Genomic DNA, 17,789 nt, shown 5'->3' on the forward strand with positions numbered 1-17,789 from the left:
ACCACAATCGGGATGGAAAAAGCCACATGGGACAACAAGACGCTAGTAAAGCCAAGTTGAAAGCTTTTCACCACCGAGCCTACGAGAGTAAAGAAAATCAAAAAGCTGGCCCCGATAATAACATCTGGTGAAACCATCAAAATATTATTAAAAGACAACAAAGCATTCCGCGTCCGGCGACGTTTGGTATAGTAAATCCCCATGGCGCCAAAGGTTCCAATAATCGTAGCAATTAAAGCAGACAAAAAGGCCAACATAAAAGTGTTTAAGACGATAATAATCAAACGGGTATCTTCAAAGACGGCTTGATAATGTTCCAAAGTAAAACCGCTAAACCCATTCATATTGCCTCCAGCATTAAAGGAGTAAAACACTAGATAAAAAATGGGGATGTATAGCAAGACGAAAAAGACCGCTAAATAGACTTTAGACCAAGCAAATTTCTTTTTCATGAACGGCGCCCTCCTTTGCTTTTCTCACCAGTTAAAAGCATGACCACAAACATGGCGATAATCAAAATCACCCCGATGGTTGAACCCATACCCCAGTTTTGCGTAACGAGAAAATGCTGTTCAATGGCGGTCCCTAAAGTGATGACTCTATTCCCTCCGATTAAACGGGTCAACATAAACAGTGACAGCGAAGGAATAAAGACTGCTTGGACGCCACTTTTCACACCGTTTAATGACAACGGGAAAACCACTCGGCGGAAAGTTTCAAAGCTATTGGCTCCAAGATCGCGACTGGCAAAAATCAAAGAAGGATTTAACTCTTCCAAGGCATTAAAAATCGGCATGATCATAAAAGGCAATTCAATATAAGTGGCCACCACAATAAAACTAAAATCAGTAAATAAGATCTGTTGGGGAGCAATTCCAAAAAGGCCTAAAAAGTTATTAATACCACCATGCACTCCAAAAATTCCAATAAAGGCATAGGCTTTTAACAATAAATTCACCCATGTGGGCAAGATAATCAATAACAGCCACAAATCTTTGTGCTTAAGTTTTGTCAAAAAATAAGCTGTGGGATAACTGATCAATAAAGTCAATACCGTAATCAAAAACGCATACAGCACAGAATTCACCGTCATGGCCAAGTACTTGCCACTGGCTAAGTAGGTCTGGTAATTAGCCAAAGTAAAGTTCCCATTCATGTCAAAGAATGATTGATAAATGATCAACAACACCGGCGCAATAACGAAAAGCAAGAGCCACATCACATAAGGAATCGAATAAAGACGACGCATTTTAGTCATAGTTACGCCCCCTATTCTTCGTAGCTTTCCAAACGAGCATCAAAATCTTCTTCAGACTCGTTGAAACGCATCACGTGAATATCTTCTGGTTCAAAGGCCAGTCCTACTTGGCTTCCGGGAGTAGCTTTTCTGGTGGAATGTACCATCCATTCGTTGCCGTCTTCGTCGTAACAAATAATTTCATAGTGGACTCCGCGGAATAGTTGTGTATCGACTTTTACTACCAGTTTTCCTTTTTGGGCAGTAGTAATGTTTAAATCTTCTGGACGTAAAACTACTTCTACTGGTTCGTTAGGCGCCATCCCACCATCCACACAGACGAATTTTTTGCCTACAAACTCTACTAGATTGTCTTCAATCATGACTCCTTTCACAATATTGGATTCACCCACAAAGTCCGCCACAAAATGGTTGATCGGTTCGTCATAAATATCCACCGGTGTACCGCTTTGAACGACTTTCCCTTTGTTCATCACAAAGATTTCATCACTCATAGCTAAGGCTTCTTCTTGGTCATGAGTGACGAAGATAAAGGTGATTCCTAATCGCCGTTGCAATTCTCGCAATTCGTATTGCATATCGGTACGCAATTTCAAATCCAATGCTGATAAAGGTTCATCTAGTAATAAAACTTTTGGTTCATTGACGATTGCCCGCGCAATTGCTACTCGTTGACGTTGGCCACCAGACATCTCGGAGATTTCTCGTTTTTCATAACCTTTTAATTGGACAAGGCGCAAAGCCTCCATCACTTTTTCCTTAATGGCAGCTTTGGAAAGTTTCTTTATTTTTAAGCCAAATGCTACATTATCAAAGACATTCATATGAGGAAATAGGGCATAGTCTTGAAAAACCGTGTTCACTTGGCGTTTGTTGGCGGGAATGTCATTGATCCGTTTCCCATCAAAGTAAACATCTCCAGTATTTGCCTCAGAAAAACCGGCAATAATGCGTAATATCGTAGTTTTCCCACAGCCAGAAGGTCCTAGTAAGGTATAGAATTTTCCTTCTTCGATATCGAAACTGATGTCTTTTAACACGGGTTCCTCTGTGTCTTCATAGCGTTTTGTCACATGTTCAAATGAAATGATTGGTTTTGCCAATTGTCTCCTCCCCTTATTAACCGAACAAAGCCCGGTTTACTTTTTGTTTCTATATAAGCATACTGATTCTATCCAAAAACACAAGTTAGAAATCTTTTAGAAAACAGGATACTTCAACTAAAAAGGAGTACGGAATCTCATCATCCCGTACCCCTTTGATTACTTCACGCTAAAATACGTTTTAAAGCGTTTATAGTAGTTGTAGAACATGTACTTCATCAGTACCCAGCGTTTTAAAGAGCGATCTTTTTCATAAAAAACCGTCGTGCCCCATTGCCCTTTTTTAATTAACTCTTGGGCAAAACGTTTGTCGGGACTGTCCACTGCGTATTCTTCAAAGATTTTCTTTGGTACTCCTAGCCAAACCTTTGCAGCATCATTTTTTCGCCCATAGCGAGTGGTGACAAAAGGTGTCTCGAACACCCGATCTTCGGCAAGAAAACTAGCCAAATTAAAATCATTTAAAGTCACAAAGAAACTGCTACGACCTTGGCGCAAGTTGATTTCAAAAAGTTTGAAGATGCCATCACGAGTATCATACTTCAAATCAAAGTTTGCAAAGCCTCGATAATTGATTTTTTGCAAAAAGGCTTTAATGGTTTGGTAAATCCCTTCGTCTTCATCAGGCACAATCACCACATAGTTTCCTACTGAAGCCGGTGTAGGATCTTCCAATAAAGGATGGCCCAAAAACATAAAGCGTACGTTGCCGCTTTGGTCCACATAGGCATTTAAGACCCGCATATTGCTGTCGTCTCCCGGGATAAAATCTTGGGCGATCATTTCGCTGGTGTAACCTGCTTGGTACAGGCGATTTAAAATCGTATTAAACTCTTCAATCGTATCAATAATAAAAGCTTTCTTACGACCTTCAAAATGAATATCCAACCACTCTACACTATTGGCCGGTTTTAAGGCTACCGGAAAATCAAAAGGTAGCGGCCGGTCTAACTTACCATCAACCACCATATCTTTGGTGATAATCATCGTCTTAGGATAAGGCAATTGGTATTCTTCACAGGTTTCATAAAAACTAACTTTATTGGAAAGTTTTTTAAACAAATCGTAGTCATTGGCCGCAAAAAGGAAATGTTGCGACAAATCCTCTTTGTGCTTCGCTAATAATTCGGCATACCCGTCTCCACAAGCCACTAACAAATAGTTTTCGTTAGGATCGGTAAAGACTTCTTTTTGCAATTTGCGCATGGTTTCAATAAAGACCGGATCCTCATGAAAATCATGAACCAACCGGACTTCTACTATTTTACTGTATCGCGTTGGCGCCAGTTGATCCGAGGCATAGGCGATGGATGTGATTCCATAAGCTTCATAAAAACCCCGTGCCATCCCATAAACATTCATATCACTTCCCAACAAAATCGGCGTAAATTTTGTGGATTTACTCATTACCTACACATCCTTATTTTCTCTCACATTCTGTCTTACACAGCCTGTTCCTGATGGCAGCATATCATACGGACTTTCGTTGCCATTACATTACCAGAGTAATCATACCATAGCCCGCTTGTAAATCAAGAATTTCTACCTTGAAATCGCGATAGTTTTCCGTAAAATACAACACTTTTTCTGGAAAGATACTGAAACGACATCCCTGTTCTCCCCTTCATTTTATGGTATGATGACAGCAAAGAGAAAGGCAGTCTTACTTTCTCTCAAACTCTTTAGGAGGGTCTTGTAGAAATGAAAGCTTTACAAGTCAATCAAACCGATCATCATATTTGTGAAATCATCGACTTAGCCCAACCAATTCCTGAAAGTGGTGAAGTCTTAGTCAAAATCAGCTACTCCAGCCTGAATTATAAAGATGCCCTCGCCTTGACAGAAAAAGGCGGTGTCATTCGTTCTTATCCTACAACGCCGGGAATTGATTTAGCTGGTACCGTGGTTAAAAGCTGTGCGCCTGAATTCAAAGCCGGTGACTTAGTTTTTGCCACAGGTTACGAATTAGGGGTTAGTCGCAACGGCGGGTATAGCGAGTACCAAGTGGTTCCTGCTAAATGGCTCTTCTCCTTACCTGAAAAACTCAGTTTAAAAGAAGTCATGGGTTTTGGTACCGCTGGCTTAACTGCTGCCTTATGTATCGCAGAGTTAACTAGAAAAGTCACACCGGAACAACCGGTTTTAGTAACCGGCGCTACTGGCGGTGTGGGGAGTCTTGCAGTAGCTTTGTTACGGGCATTGGGTTATGAAAAAATCAGTATCATAAGTCGTAAAGAAAAGGCTAGTGCGCTACTGGAGCCTGTCTGCGAAATCTATACTCCAGAAAACTTTTTATCAGAAAGCAAACCTTTAAATCGTCAACTATTTGCCGGTGTGGTGGATACAGTAGGGGGCGAATTGTTAGCAAAAATTTTACCCCATGTCAGCTATGGCGGTGTGGTGACCGCTTGTGGCAATGCGGGAGGAATCAAACTTACAACTACGGTCTTGCCTTTTATTTTACGAGGGGTTACTTTAGCTGGGATTGATTCTGTAAATGCCACCACTGTCCAACGTAAAACTGCTTGGGACTTATTAGCCCAACACAAAGACAGTTTGTCTCAATTACCATTACAAGAAATTTCATTAGAAGAAGTCCCTACTGTGGCCCAAAGTTTGCTAAGTGGCACCCACAGTGGTCGGACCATTGTCAAAGTAGAAGGTGAATAATATGCGTATCTTAATTACTGCAGGAGGCACCGCAGAAAAAATCGACCAAGTCCGCTCCATTACCAATCACTCTTCTGGAAGTCTTGGGGTGCAACTAGCGAAAGCTGCCTTAGCCAAAGGAAATCTCACGGTGGACTACATTGTTGCAAAAGGGGCAATGTTACCGCCAAAAGATCCTCGGATTACCTTACATCCCATTGAAAACACAGCAGATTTACAAAAAATCATGCGACAGCTTTTAGAAAAACAGACTTATCTAGCAGTGATTCACGCCATGGCAGTGAGCGACTTCACACCAGTTGTTAGCCTTAGTCAAGAAAGTTTTATCCAAGGTATGAACACTTGGCTTCAGCAAAAAACAGACTCCCAATTTACCGAGGCTGAACTAGCAAAACTATTGGCCATTTTAGAAGCTCAACAAGAAGATGCCACTAAAATTTCTTCTAAAACCGAACACTTATTTATGGTCTTAAAACAAACCCCAAAAGTCATCAGCCAGATTAAAGAGTTACAGCCGGATACGCTTTTAGTCGGTTTTAAACTGTTAGTGGACGTGGCCGAAGAAGAACTATTAGCTGTGGCTCAAAAAGCTCTAGTCAAAAATCAGGCAGATTATGTCTTAGCCAATGATTTGACTTCCATTAATGCCGGACAACACCACGGCTATCTTTTAGATGCCAAAGGTGTAGTAGCCAAAGCCAATACGAAAGAAGCCATTGCCCGCTTGATTCTGGATACCATTTTAGAAAGGAAGCAATCCTTATGAAACGACCTCATATTTTACTAGGTGTCTCCGCTAGCATCTCTGCTTATAAAGCGGCGGATTTAACCAATGAATTAGCTAAAAAAGGGTATTTGGTAGATGTTTTAATGACCAGAAACGCCACAAAATTCATCACTCCCCTTACGTTACAATCGCTCTCGAAACGTCCTGTTTACACAGACGTAATGGCAGAAAATCAACCGGAGTTAATCACTCATATTGATTTGGCTAAAAAAGCTGATTTATTTTTAGTCACCCCAGCTACTGCCAATACCATTGGCAAAATCGCCAATGGTATTGCCGACGACATGGTCTCTACCGTAGCGTTAGCCCTGCATCCCGGCACGCCAAAATTAGTAGCGCCGGCCATGAATACTTATATGTATCAAAATCCTGCCAATCAGAAAAATCTGGACTACTTAAAAGAAATCGGGTATAAAGAAATTGAACCGCGAGAAGCCATGCTAGCCTGTGGTGATTTTGGTCGCGGGGCTTTAGCCACCGTAGAAGATATTGTCAAAGCCGTGGATGCAGAACTCGCGGCCCAAGAAATTTAGTTGCAAGGAGCATACCATTCCATGAAAAATAAGAAGACCTTTGATATTGTTTTGACCGCCTTCTTTTTAGGTATTATGATTTTAATGAGCGTCGTGCCTTTTCTCGGCTTTATTCCCATCGGCCCTTTAAACGCGACGATTTTACACGTACCGGTGATTATCGGCTCTGTTCTCTTAGGCCCTCGCCTAGGTGGTTTTCTCGGGACTTCTTTTGGCGTCATGAGTATTATCAACGCCACAACTCGCCCCAGCGCATTATCCTTTGTCTTTTCTCCTTTTATCCCCATTATCGGGACGACTCACGGTAGTTGGAAAGCTCTGATTGTGGCACTAGTACCTCGGATTTTAGTAGGGATCGTCCCTTATTATGTCTACCAACTTTTCCGTAAACTTTTAAAGCAAAAAGCCAACAGTGTCTCCTTATTTGTCGCAGGAATTGCAGGAGGTTTAACCAATACCCTTTTGGTGATGAACTTGATTTACTTCTTGTTTAAAGACTCCTATGGGGAATTCATCGGCAAAGGAGCCAATCAAGTTTACGGTGCCATCATTGCGGTGATTGCGACTCAAGGTGTTCCCGAAGCAATTGTAGCTGGTATTTTAACCGCTGCTGTAGCGAGTATTTTATTGCGTTTGCAAAGGAATAATACCGGGACTATTTAAATTCATCTCCAGTAAAAAAAGCTTGTCAGTGCATTCTCTAAGAATGTGCTGACAAGCTTTTTTAATTTAAGCATCTTCGCCAATAATTCGAACTTCTGTTTCCAAAGTCACGCCAAATTTTTCCAAAATTGTCTTTTGAATATGGGCGATTAATTCCAAGTAATCTGTCGCCGTGGCGTTATCCACGTTCACAATAAAGCCAGCGTGTTTTTCAGAAATCTGAGCCCCGCCCCATTTCAGGCCTTGGAGTCCTGCGTCTTGAATTAATTTGCCGGTATAATGTCCCACTGGTCGTTTAAAGACGCTACCACAGGAAGGGTACTCCAAAGGTTGTTTTAACTGCCGGAGTTCCGTTAATTCTCCCATACGGCTTTTAATTGTTTCATAGTCCCCTTTAGCTAAAGAAAAACGAGCCCGTAAAATGATGCCTTTTACGTCTTGTAATGCAGTATGGCGGTATGAAAAAGCCATTTCATCTTTGGTGTAAGTTTTAATGGTGCCGTCCGCTAATAAAACATCACAGGATTCAAAAACACCTTGGATTTCTCCATCATAGGCTCCTGCATTCATAAAGACCGCACCGCCCACACTTCCAGGAATCCCACAGGCAAACTCAAAACCAGTCAACTTATGATCCAATGCGACATAAGTAGCATCAATTAATTTAGCGCCAGCTTCAGCGGTCAACACTTCTTGGGTCACGGTAATTTCATTCATATCACTGAGCATAATCACTAAGCCGCGGATGCCCCCGTCTTTGACGATTAAATTACTGGCATTGCCTAAAATCAACCAAGGCATGTCCTGCTCTTTGCAATACAAAACCAAAGCCTGTACTTCTTCAGCCGTTTTCGGAAAAGCCAAGAAATCCGCTGGGCCGCCGGTTTTGGTAAATGTATAATTCATCAATGGTTCATCGACTAAAATGGCAAGATTGGGAAAAGATCCCTTCATATCAATTTTCAAAATAAAAATCCTTTCTAAACAGTTCCATCGCTAAATTGCCTAAAACATCTTCCCCATTTTAGCACGACTTAGTTAGACTGGCTAGTCTTGCTCTATTGCTAACTGCTGTAAAAAGCTTTGGCACAGTTGGTGACTTTCTAAGATTCTTTCTTGTTTCAAATCTGCTGGCTTACCAGAAACTGCAGCTAAAAAAGCCTGAAACATCGGTTGAAAGCCCCGTTTAGTCAATGTGGTCTCCCAGTCATTCCCACGAAATTCCTGTTTTGATTCTTGAGTGGTCTGGATTAATTGTGTTAATTCTTGTAATTCATAATTTCCGCCACTCGCTGTCACTTGATAACGCTCTTGATTGACACCACTGGTTAAATCCATATGCAGGCTAGCTTGAGTTGTTGCAGTTTGTATCGTCAAATGTGCTTGGTACAACAAACCTTCATTGATTACTCCTTGTGCATGAACCTGTTCAATTTCTTCGTCTAGTAAGTAAAGGGCCGTATCAATCACGTGTAAAAACAAATCATAGGTCACAAATTTCACTGGTTGCGGGTGGTTGATGCGGTGTTTTTGCAATACAAGCAAGTGTTTGTCGGCAGTCGCTTTTAAAGGTACCACTAAAGGCGCAAACCGGCGATTGAAACCTGCCATTAAAAGCAGGCCTCGTGCTTTTGCTAACTCCAGTAGTTCTGCTACTTCTTGAGGGTCTTCTGAAATCGGCTTATCCACAAAGACATGAATCCCCGCTTCCAAACAGCGACGAATGTATTGCCCGTGAACATGAGTAGCCGCATGAATCATACAAGCCTGAATATTCTGAGACAATAATTCTTCCAATGTTGTCACACAATGAGTGAAGCCATAACGACTTATTAGCATCTCCTTTGTTTTAGGATTACTGGTGGCAAAGACAAACTCCCCTTGGTCACGATTAGCACTGTATAGCGGTAAATAAGCTTTTTGGGCAATGTTGCCAATACCAATAACACCGATTTTCATAATTTTCCTCCTTATGACGATTGTCTCGTCGGATATTCCGTACAGATTTCTTTCATCTTACCAAATTTTTCGCTAGAATGGAGACAAATAGATTGGAGCGTGTTCACCTTTGAAATTTATCTCGTGGAATGTGAATGGTTTACGGGCCGTTATGAAAAAGAATTTTATGGAAGTCTTTCAAGAACTAGATGCAGATTTCTTCTGCTTACAAGAAACGAAGCTTCAGGCAGGTCAAATTGAAATGGATTTGCCCGGCTATCATGAGTATTGGGCTTATGCGGAGAAAAAAGGCTATTCCGGTACTGCTATTTTTGCAAAAGAGCCCGCATTATCCGTAAGTTATGGCATTGGCATTGCCGAACACGATCAAGAAGGCCGGGTTATCACCTTGGAATATCCAGAATTTTATCTTGTTTGTTGCTACACCCCCAATTCTCAAAATCAATTGAAACGTCTAGATTATCGTATGACTTGGGAAGATGCTTTTCGTACTTACTTAACGGCTTTAAAAACGAAAAAAAGTGTCATTTTATGTGGGGATTTAAATGTTGCTCACGAAAACATCGATTTGAAAAACTGGAAGACCAATCAAAAAAATGCCGGCTTTACTCCAGAAGAACGCAATAAATTTAGTGAATTATTGCAAGCGGGCTTTCTCGATAGTTTCCGTTACTTCTATCCCGATGTAGAGGGCCGTTATTCTTGGTGGAGCTATCGCTTTAATGCACGGGCCAACAACGCTGGGTGGCGCATTGATTATTTTGTCGTTTCCGATGACTTGCAAGACAAAATGGTGGATGCCAAAATACACAATGAAATTTTTGGCAGTGACCACTGTCCAGTAGAATTAGATATTACGCTTTAAAAGAAAGCTCGGGAAGTGTTTGACTTTTGGTAAAAATCCAAGTCAGAATACGCGTTCCCCAGCTTTTTTATGTTATAGTCAAAACGAATCTTGATTATGTACAAGGAGTGTTTACGGGATGAATTTTATCGCCATGGATTTTGAAACGGCTAATGCCAAACCTTATAGTGCCTGTTCACTAGCCCTCGTCATGGTGCGCAATGATCAGATTGTCGGCGAATACTACACTTTAATTCAACCGGAAACGGATTTCTTCTGGCGGAATATTCAAATTCATCATATTCATCCTCAAGACGTGGCTCATGCACCAAAATTCCCAGAAGTTTGGGAACAAATTCAGCCTTATTTCAATCCAAAAAGTTTAGTCGTGGCCCACAATGCGGCTTTTGACAATAAAGTTTTAGCGGGTTGTTTGGACTATTATCATCTAGCCAAGCCTCAATACCTGTCATTGTGTACGGTACGCACCAGTCGTAAGCTGTATCCAGAATGTCCGAATCATCGTTTAAATACGATGTGTGATCACTTGCAGATTGATTTAGAAAATCATCATGATGCCTTAGAAGACAGTCGAGCCTGCGCCAAAATTCTCTTACGCCAAGCTGATAGCTTTGGTACGGATCCTTTGAAAAAACTAGTTACGATTCAATAAGCATAAAATCCCAGAGGCAACCGTAGCCTCTGGGATTTTATTTCAATGCAACAATAAACTCATTAAATCCACCTCTAAAAAGTTCCCATCATCGCTTCTGGCACCTCGAGGCATACGGGCTTCTAATTCAAAGCCAAATTTTTCATATAAACGCCGCCCACGAATATTTTGCACTTGAACTTTTAACTCTAAGCGAAATAATTCTTCACTTGACTCTGCCCAATCCAATAATTCTTCCATCAATAAACTACCTAAGCCAAGCCCCCAGTATTCTTGTAAAACCCCAATCCCCACTTCGCCAATATGACGTACCCGAGGATCGTTGTCTCCAGAAATTGAGGCTACCGCGACTAACTCTGTAGCCATTTCTGCAACCAAGAGCAACTGATGGCTACTAGCTGCTAAACTTTCCAAGTGACTGCCGAGAATTTCTGGATTCAAGCCCATGCCAAAGCGATCAAAACTCATAAATTCTGTTTCTTGTCCTAATTGATTTAAGAGTGCAATCAATGCTGTAGCGTCTTCAAAACGAGCTTGTTGCAACGTTAAGTTGATATCAGTCATGAGAGCCCCCTGTATTGATTCGATTTAAGAAAGCTTCACTGGCCTTGCCATGAGCTACCATCTGTAACTGCCGTTCTTCTGAATTTCCAGCCACTTTTTTTAAAATCAACTCTAAATAATCCACCGGCAGATCTTCTTGGAGCAGATTCCCCCATTCGACTACAGAAAGACCTTCGCCTTCAAAGTATTCCTCTAAGCCTAAATCCCCGGCTCCTTCTGCTACTCGGTAAATATCCATATGATACAAAGGCAAGCGCCCTGTAGTGTATTCCCGAATAATCGTATAAGTCGGGCTTTTGATCATTTGCTCAATCCCTAATCCTAGAGCGATTCCCTTGGTCAAAGTAGTCTTACCAGCGCCTAGATCTCCAGTTAGGACCAATACATCCCCAGCCTCTGCTAGCTCTCCTATCTGTTTGGCAAAGCTTTCTGTTTCTTCAAGATTATGTAATAACAAAGAGACTTCCTCCTATTTTTTTCTAAAATCAGTATACCCGTTTCCCTAAGACAAGGCAAAAAGAGTGTCGCAAACTTTGCGACACTCTTTCTTATAAATAATACTTTCAATTAGTTATTCAATGCTTGAGCAGCAGTGATGATTGACAATTTGTAAACATCTTCTTCATTGGCGCCTCGAGACAAGTCAGAAACTGGCTTGTTCAAGCCTTGTAAGATTGGGCCAATTGCTTCAAAATTACCGAAACGTTGGGCAATCTTGTAGCCAATGTTTCCGGCTTGTAAGTCTGGGAAGACAAAGACAGTAGCTTTACCCGCAACAGGAGAATTTGGTGCTTTCAATTGACCAACAGAGGCTACATAAGCGGCATCAAATTGCAATTCGCCGTCAATTTGATAGCCTGGAGCTAATTCTTGGGCAATTTTTGTAGCTTCAGCGACTTTGTCTACTTCTGGTGCTTTTGCAGAACCTTTCGTAGAGAAACTCAACATCGCAACTTTAGGATCAATATCAAACAATTCGGCAGTCTTAGCAGAATCCACCGCAATCTCAGCTAATTCTTGAGCATTTGGATTTACATTGATGGCACAGTCAGAGAACAAATATTTTTCTTGATCCCGACCACGAACCATTAAGAAAGCACCACTTGTCCGGCTGACACCTGGTTTTGTTTTAATAATTTGCAACGCTGGACGCACTGTATCCCCAGTGGAATGAACCGCACCTGAGACCATACCGTCTGTTAAGCCCATATATGTCAACATAGTACCAAAGTAGTTCACATCTTTTAAGATTTCTCGCGCTTGTTCTTCTGTCGCTTTGCCTTTACGACGTTCAACAAAAGCTGCTACCATTTCGTCAAATTTTTCATAGTTATTTGGATCAAGGATTTCGAAGTTTTCCACGGAAACGCCGCGGTCTTCAGCAATCGTTTTAATTTCTTCTGGGTTCCCGATTAAAACCGGTTCCACTAAACCGTCTGCTTTCAAACGAGCCACAGCACTTAAAATCCGTGGTTCCGTTCCTTCTGGGAATGCAATTCGCATGTTTTTCCCGTAGATTTTTTCTTTTAAGCTTTCGAATAATTCCACTGAAATACCCTCCTGAGTATGATGCTTCACCATGGAAGCGATGTGTTTTTTGATTTCTCATACATCATACACTATTCCCAAGAAAAAAAACAGATTGAATCTTCTGTTACAATAAAAAAGTCTTTATCTTCGTTATTACTTTCACATACTATGCTAAATCAATCAATCTATGATAGTACAGTTACAACTGTTGTATCATAACGATACTAAGAATTAGGTAATTGCCAATCAATCGGTTTTTCACCTAATGCAGCTAATGCAGCATTGGTTTTGGAGAAAGGATGGGAATCAAAAAAACCCCGATAAGCTGACAGTGGACTAGGATGGGCTGAAGCAATAATGATGTGTTTTTTCTTGTCGATCATCTTAGCCTTTTGTTGCGCAGGTCTGCCCCAAAGAATAAAGACCACCGGCTGTTTTCGCTCATTTAATGCTTGAATAATGGAATCGGTAAACTGCTCCCAGCCTTGACCTTGATGAGAGTTGGCCTCCCCTGCCCGCACTGTTAAAACCGTGTTTAGCAATAAGACACCTTGTTTTGCCCAATGAGTCAAATTGCCATGATTTGCTGGCAGAATTCCTAAATCACTGTTCATTTCTTTATAAATATTTTGCAAAGAAGGCGGAATTTTACCACTTTCCACCGAAAAAGCTAGGCCGTGAGCTTGGTTGGGACCGTGATAGGGGTCTTGACCTAAAATAACCACTTTTACCCCTTCATAAGGAGTCAACTCCAAAGCAGTAAAAATTCGATACATATCTGGATAGATGGTTTTCGTTTGGTATTCATTTTTTAAAAATTTACGCAGTTGCAAGTAATAAGGTTTTGTGAATTCTTTTTCTAGCACTTGCTGCCAACTGTTATGAATAATCTCTTTCACTGTTTCTCACCTCAAGAGCCAGTGTACCTTATTTTCTACTTTCTGTCTTGGAAAACTCTAGCTGTTCTGGGGAGCGTCATTTGTGGTAAACTAAAAGTAGCGAACCTAAGGAAACGAGGAGCAAAAATGATTAAATTAATCGCATCTGATATGGATGGAACACTGTTAGACTCTGATATGAGCATTTCGCCAGAAAACGCCACTGCTATTAAAGCTGCCACGGACCAAGGCATAGAATTTATTGTCGCCACTGGTCGCAATCGCACCGAAGCGATTCACCCTTTGAAAAAAGCCGGCATTGAATGTGCCATGGTCACTTTAAATGGCGCGCAAGTCTTTGATAAAATGGGCAACTCTTTATTCACCGTTCCCATTGAACCAAGTAGCGTGAACAGTATTTTAGACTTATTGGACGAACGCAGTATTTACTACGAAGTTGCCACCAATCACGGACTCTTCACCCAAGATAAAAATCAACGAATAGAGCTTTTCGTTACTCATTTAGGGGAATCCATGCCCCATTTAACACGAGAAACAGCTCTCGCCATGGTAAAAGCACAACTGGAACATTTGCCGATTCACTATGTGGCGGATATTCGCCACCAATTGAAGGAAAACCAGTTAGAAGTTTTAAAAATCATTTGTTTCCATAAAGAAGAAGCCAAAGTCTTAGTTCCTGTAGCCAAAGAATTAGAAGGTTTTGGCGATTTGGCCATCACTTCTTCCGGTGCGAATAATATAGAAATCAATCATCGGGAGGCCCAAAAAGGAATAGCCGTAGCTCATGTAGCCAAAAAACGAGGGATTCCTTTAAATGAAGTCATGACTATCGGCGACAATTTAAACGATGTCAGCATGATTCAAATGGCTGGTGTCAGCTTTGCCATGGGAAATGCGGCATTAGAAGTGAAAGAATATGCCAAATATATTACAGACACCAATATTGAAGACGGTGTGGGCAAAGCCATCACCCGGGCCATAGCAGAAAATCTTTAGTCTTTCATTCAATTATCCTTATCACTAGTCCCGGCAGGAATCACGACAGGAAAAGAGGAAATCGCATGTCGGAATTTTTCATTCAGGACAAACAACTGAGCAAAATCACCCGAACCATTGTTAAAGACGAAGACGGCAATTCCTTGTTCTTATTGGTTGGCCGTTGGGGAACAAAAGGAGATGCCCTATCCCTTTATGCTATGGATGGTCATCTAGTTGCTAGTATTAAACAAGTCAGTTTTACCTTTGGCTCCCGCTTTGAAATTTACCAAGATTTTAAACGCGTAGGCACCTTGCAAAAGATTTTCAACTGGCCGGGAGATTTCTACTATATCCAGCAGCTGCATTGGACTGTTCAAGGGGATATTTACAATCATCGTTACAGCATTCACCACTTCAATCAACGAATTATGAAAATGGACAAAGCTACCTTATTGACCGGGGATTATTATGTCTTAGATGTAACTGAAGACCAGGATGCCCCTTTATGTATCTGTATCGCTGCCGTAATGGATTACTGGCTATACAATCGACGCAAAGATCAAAACAATAACTTTACTTGGCATTTTCTGCCTAGTTAATAAATGAAATGAGACTTTCAAGCACTAGAGATGAACCTGGTTATCCTCTTTAAAGAAGATAGCCAGGTTCATCTTTTTTACTATTCAACATTAGGCTTTGAAGTATAAAGAAAATCGTCTGCTTTTCGTTATTTTATTTTTCGAATTTGATTGACAATTTCAATTTTTCAATATTGCCCGTCATATTTTTAACAGCCCTTAAAAAGTTAGTTTAAAAGCAATTTTCTGAAGATTTAATCTTTCAAAAAGCTGGTATTTCTGGCTATTCAAAGCCTTTGAAAGGCGTTATAATGACCCTGTAAAACGGTTGTTTAACTCATACATATTGTTCTTTTATTCTTAAGGAGGATAAATCATGGAAAACATGAACTACCAAAGTGCCCATTGCAAAACTGCACTTACAAAAGGAGAATTTGACCCTCAAAATCCAGTCTCTCATTACTATGTTTCCGAATTAGTAACTGGTGCCGAATCGATGGCTGTCAATTACGGGGATACGGAATTTGACCAAGACTCCAAAGCTTTTATCAGTGGTATCGTCGGCTTAGTCGTAGGCATTATCCTATTTAGTCTAATTTGCTTATTGGGCAATAGTCTCAGTCACACATTGGCGAACTCACCAATCTTTTTGTTTGCTAGCATTGCTCTTTCTTGGTACAGTGGTGAAAAAATCGGTCACCTCTTAAACCTGAAAGTCCATTAAAATAAACACGAAAAATGCTCTATCCAGTAAGTTAGACTTACTGGACAGAGCATTTTTTAGTTAATCTTTTTTTGCATGTGGTCGTATTGGTGACCACTGATTACAGCTTGCCCTACTACTTCAAAGCCAGCTCGTTGGTACAGGCGTTTTGCTTTGGGGTTTTCTTTGTCCACACTAAGTCCAATCACATTTTGGTGAGATTTACGGGCTAATTGAGGTAATGCAGCCAACAATTGAGTGCCGATTCCTTGTCCACGAAAAGCGGCATTTACACTAATGGTATCCAAATACCACTCATTTGGAAAAGTTTCAGGATCAGTAAAAAGTTTTTCTGTTTGCGGCAAGCCAAGATCAGCTAAAATTTCGGCTAAAGGCAAATCAATTAAGGGCTCATCCCGATCTGGATAACCAAACGCTACTCCTGCCACCACGCCATCTTCTTCTGCGACTAAAGCACGACGATAACTATAACGATAGTCCTCACTTTGAATTCCCTTTTCCAAAACTGCCAAGGTCTGCTCCACCCCATATTGCATCACAAAAGGTAACTCCATGTCTTGTAAAATCACCAAGATTAACGGCGCAATCGCTTTGGCGTCTTCTTTACGGGCATCACGAATCATAATCTTCCTCCTACTTCTTTAGCTCTCATACAATCGAGCAGCTTTCTCATTAAATAGCATAACAGGATTTAAAAAGAAAACAAGCTCTTCAAATTTCCCCTTCAGCCAAATTTTAGAGGAGTCCAAAAGATAATGCTATAATGGATAGAGTCATTTAGCTATCAAAGGAAAATTAGGAGGTAATTATGGAAATCAAAATTGTTTATTTATCAATTACAGGTAACACTCGCGCGTTTGTCCAACATTTACAGGCTTATGGCAAAGAACAACAGCGCTTCAATGAAACAGCCCCTCAAATTATTCTAGAAGAAATCGACGACAATACCTTGCCTTATGAAGAAACCACACCCTTTTTCGCCTTTGTTCCCACTTATTTGGAAGGTGGCAATGGCGTTGATAACGGGGATCAAGAAATTTTAACAGAAAGCTTACGGGAACACATTGCGTTTCGTAACAATGCCCAATACTGCCTTGGCATCATTGGCAGCGGCAATAAAAACTTCAACAACCAGTATTGTTTAACTGCCAAACAATATGCCGAAGCATTTGCCGTTCCTTTACTGGCTGACTATGAACTCCGGGGAACAGCAGCGGATGTCACTCGAATTTATGAGTTAGTAGTCGCCACAAGAAAAGAGCAAGAAATTTAACAGGATAAAAGCCCCTCTTTCTTAACTTCAAGTAAAAGAAAGCGTATCATTTCCTTTGATTCCATACTATAATCAAAGATGTTAGCTCTTACTAGGAGGAGTTCAGATGTTTCAATTAATTAAAACCTTTATTGCCGTCTATGAAAGCCGCAATTTTACTCAGGCTGCCGAACAGCTATACTTATCCCAGCCGACTATTTCCCTACAAGTCAAAAAACTCGAAGAACAATTAATGACTTCTTTATTTATTCGCAATGGCAAACAGGAAATCCGTCCCACAGAAGCGGCGGACTTCTTTTATCCTAAAGCCTTGCAAATGTTGGAGCTTTGGGAAGATTCAGCCCAACGAATTCGCGAAAAAGAGAACTTCCGCGAACACTGCATCATTGCTTGCTCCAATACTTGTGGCGTTTATTTGGTGCCTCAAATCGTGGCTTACTTAATCAGACTGTACCCCATGATTGATTTCACCTTGGAAATGATGAATTCCGAAGAAGTGCTTCATCAGTTGGAACAAAATAAAGCGGATATTGGCTTTGTGGAAAAACCGGTGCGTAGCGAAGTCTTAAATCAAAAGATTATCTTCCGAGATGAGTTGGTCTTAGTGGGTGATCCTGCTTCAGACTATTGGATTATGCGGGAGGATCATTCCGGTATGCGTTTAGTCAATGAAGATTACTTAAAACAAAATAATTTGAATCCCCACTTGATTCAAGTGAATAATGGAGAAATGGCCTTGTCTTTATTGAATGC

The 17,789-nt window shown here is 40.9% G+C and carries 22 protein-coding genes; 11 read left to right on the top strand and 11 right to left on the bottom strand.

Translation table 11 applies throughout. From position 1 onward, the window contains the following. The 4 genes from AB5754_RS10950 to AB5754_RS10965 form a co-directional block, all read right to left on the bottom strand. A partial coding sequence (locus AB5754_RS10950) for an ABC transporter permease (protein ID WP_368259595.1) occupies positions 1 to 452 on the bottom strand: 452 nt, incomplete at its 3' end. Continuing rightward, positions 449 to 1,258, bottom strand: coding sequence for an ABC transporter permease (locus AB5754_RS10955; protein WP_311832770.1), 810 nt, complete (start codon positions 1,256 to 1,258; stop codon positions 449 to 451). The genes AB5754_RS10955 and AB5754_RS10950, both read right to left, overlap by 4 nt. 11 nt (positions 1,259 to 1,269) lie before the next feature. After that, positions 1,270 to 2,361 carry an ABC transporter ATP-binding protein gene (locus AB5754_RS10960; RefSeq protein ID WP_368250975.1) on the bottom strand — a complete coding sequence of 364 codons (1,092 nt, stop codon included), beginning with the start codon at positions 2,359 to 2,361 and terminating at the stop codon, positions 1,270 to 1,272. Positions 2,362 to 2,520: 159 nt separating this feature from the next. Continuing rightward, positions 2,521 to 3,768, bottom strand: a complete 1,248-nt coding sequence (locus AB5754_RS10965) for a carboxylate--amine ligase (protein ID WP_368250976.1) — start codon at positions 3,766 to 3,768, stop codon at positions 2,521 to 2,523. 294 nt (positions 3,769 to 4,062) lie between these two features. Between AB5754_RS10965 and AB5754_RS10970 the strand changes: the two genes are divergently transcribed. Genes AB5754_RS10970 through AB5754_RS10985 form a run of 4 tightly spaced genes read left to right on the top strand, consistent with a single transcriptional unit; the run spans position 4,063 to position 7,014 of the window. Next, positions 4,063 to 5,031 (top strand): YhdH/YhfP family quinone oxidoreductase, encoded by a 969-nt coding sequence (locus AB5754_RS10970; protein WP_368250977.1) that lies wholly within the window; start codon positions 4,063 to 4,065, stop codon positions 5,029 to 5,031. Position 5,032: 1 nt separating this feature from the next. Continuing rightward, complete coding sequence (gene coaB, locus AB5754_RS10975) at positions 5,033 to 5,797, top strand: phosphopantothenate--cysteine ligase (RefSeq protein ID WP_368250979.1); 765 nt, start codon at positions 5,033 to 5,035, stop codon at positions 5,795 to 5,797. Next, complete coding sequence (gene coaC, locus AB5754_RS10980) at positions 5,794 to 6,351, top strand: phosphopantothenoylcysteine decarboxylase (protein WP_368250980.1); 558 nt, start codon at positions 5,794 to 5,796, stop codon at positions 6,349 to 6,351. The genes coaB and coaC overlap by 4 nt, the downstream gene beginning before the upstream one ends. A 21-nt stretch (positions 6,352 to 6,372) precedes the next feature. Next, positions 6,373 to 7,014, top strand: a complete 642-nt coding sequence (locus tag AB5754_RS10985) for an ECF transporter S component (RefSeq protein ID WP_368250981.1) — start codon at positions 6,373 to 6,375, stop codon at positions 7,012 to 7,014. A gap of 66 nt (positions 7,015 to 7,080) precedes the next feature. On the opposite strand, the gene murB is transcribed toward AB5754_RS10985, so the two are convergent. Together murB and AB5754_RS10995 are read right to left on the bottom strand one after the other, a co-directional pair. Next, complete coding sequence (gene murB, locus AB5754_RS10990; protein WP_368251024.1) at positions 7,081 to 7,968, bottom strand: UDP-N-acetylmuramate dehydrogenase; 888 nt, start codon at positions 7,966 to 7,968, stop codon at positions 7,081 to 7,083. Between the two features lie 93 nt (positions 7,969 to 8,061). After that, positions 8,062 to 8,973: a Gfo/Idh/MocA family protein gene (locus tag AB5754_RS10995; protein ID WP_368250982.1), complete on the bottom strand. Its 912-nt coding sequence runs from the start codon at positions 8,971 to 8,973 to the stop codon at positions 8,062 to 8,064. 109 nt (positions 8,974 to 9,082) lie between these two features. On the opposite strand from AB5754_RS10995, the gene AB5754_RS11000 reads away from it, so the two are divergent. Both AB5754_RS11000 and AB5754_RS11005 read left to right on the top strand, forming a co-directional pair. After that, positions 9,083 to 9,838 (top strand): exodeoxyribonuclease III, encoded by a 756-nt coding sequence (locus AB5754_RS11000; protein WP_311832762.1) that lies wholly within the window; start codon positions 9,083 to 9,085, stop codon positions 9,836 to 9,838. 118 nt (positions 9,839 to 9,956) lie between these two features. Then, the gene (locus AB5754_RS11005) at positions 9,957 to 10,490 is read left to right on the top strand and encodes a 3'-5' exonuclease (RefSeq protein WP_368250983.1); all 534 of its coding nucleotides are present in this window, start codon (positions 9,957 to 9,959) and stop codon (positions 10,488 to 10,490) included. 42 nt (positions 10,491 to 10,532) lie between these two features. Here the strand turns inward: AB5754_RS11005 and AB5754_RS11010 are convergent, their stop codons facing one another. The 4 genes from AB5754_RS11010 to AB5754_RS11025 form a co-directional block, all read right to left on the bottom strand. Beyond that, positions 10,533 to 11,054: a GNAT family N-acetyltransferase gene (locus AB5754_RS11010; protein ID WP_368250984.1), complete on the bottom strand. Its 522-nt coding sequence runs from the start codon at positions 11,052 to 11,054 to the stop codon at positions 10,533 to 10,535. Continuing rightward, positions 11,047 to 11,511 (bottom strand): tRNA (adenosine(37)-N6)-threonylcarbamoyltransferase complex ATPase subunit type 1 TsaE, encoded by a 465-nt coding sequence (gene tsaE / locus AB5754_RS11015; protein WP_368250985.1) that lies wholly within the window; start codon positions 11,509 to 11,511, stop codon positions 11,047 to 11,049. Before tsaE ends, AB5754_RS11010 begins: the two co-directional genes overlap by 8 nt. A gap of 110 nt (positions 11,512 to 11,621) precedes the next feature. After that, entirely contained in the window at positions 11,622 to 12,602 is a 981-nt protein-coding gene (gene pta, locus AB5754_RS11020) for a phosphate acetyltransferase (RefSeq protein WP_368250987.1), read from the bottom strand. A 206-nt stretch (positions 12,603 to 12,808) separates the two neighbouring features. Next, positions 12,809 to 13,483, bottom strand: coding sequence for a uracil-DNA glycosylase (locus tag AB5754_RS11025; RefSeq protein WP_368250988.1), 675 nt, complete (start codon positions 13,481 to 13,483; stop codon positions 12,809 to 12,811). 126 nt (positions 13,484 to 13,609) lie between these two features. Between AB5754_RS11025 and AB5754_RS11030 the strand changes: the two genes are divergently transcribed. The 3 genes from AB5754_RS11030 to AB5754_RS11040 all read left to right on the top strand — a co-directional run bounded on the left by AB5754_RS11030 (position 13,610) and on the right by AB5754_RS11040 (position 15,763). Beyond that, a complete protein-coding gene (locus AB5754_RS11030) occupies positions 13,610 to 14,479 on the top strand; it encodes a Cof-type HAD-IIB family hydrolase (protein ID WP_368250989.1) in 870 nt (289 codons plus the stop codon). A 65-nt stretch (positions 14,480 to 14,544) separates the two neighbouring features. Then, complete coding sequence (locus AB5754_RS11035; RefSeq protein ID WP_311832755.1) at positions 14,545 to 15,060, top strand: hypothetical protein; 516 nt, start codon at positions 14,545 to 14,547, stop codon at positions 15,058 to 15,060. A 355-nt stretch (positions 15,061 to 15,415) separates the two neighbouring features. Continuing rightward, positions 15,416 to 15,763, top strand: coding sequence for a hypothetical protein (locus AB5754_RS11040; RefSeq protein WP_368250990.1), 348 nt, complete (start codon positions 15,416 to 15,418; stop codon positions 15,761 to 15,763). Between the two features lie 56 nt (positions 15,764 to 15,819). Here the strand turns inward: AB5754_RS11040 and AB5754_RS11045 are convergent, their stop codons facing one another. Beyond that, positions 15,820 to 16,386, bottom strand: coding sequence for an N-acetyltransferase family protein (locus AB5754_RS11045; RefSeq protein WP_368250991.1), 567 nt, complete (start codon positions 16,384 to 16,386; stop codon positions 15,820 to 15,822). A gap of 191 nt (positions 16,387 to 16,577) precedes the next feature. Here AB5754_RS11045 and nrdI point away from each other — a divergent pair, with 191 nt between their 5' ends. Together nrdI and AB5754_RS11055 are read left to right on the top strand one after the other, a co-directional pair. Continuing rightward, the gene (nrdI, locus tag AB5754_RS11050) at positions 16,578 to 17,036 is read left to right on the top strand and encodes a class Ib ribonucleoside-diphosphate reductase assembly flavoprotein NrdI (RefSeq protein WP_368251025.1); all 459 of its coding nucleotides are present in this window, start codon (positions 16,578 to 16,580) and stop codon (positions 17,034 to 17,036) included. Positions 17,037 to 17,142: 106 nt separating this feature from the next. Next, the coding region (locus AB5754_RS11055) for a LysR family transcriptional regulator (RefSeq protein WP_368259596.1) at positions 17,143 to 17,789 on the top strand (647 nt) is incomplete at its 3' end.

The sequence above is a fragment of the Enterococcus sp. 2201sp1_2201st1_C11_2201SCRN_220225 genome (assembly GCF_040925905.1).
In the GTDB taxonomy this organism is placed as follows: domain Bacteria; phylum Bacillota; class Bacilli; order Lactobacillales; family Enterococcaceae; genus Enterococcus_C; species Enterococcus_C asini_A.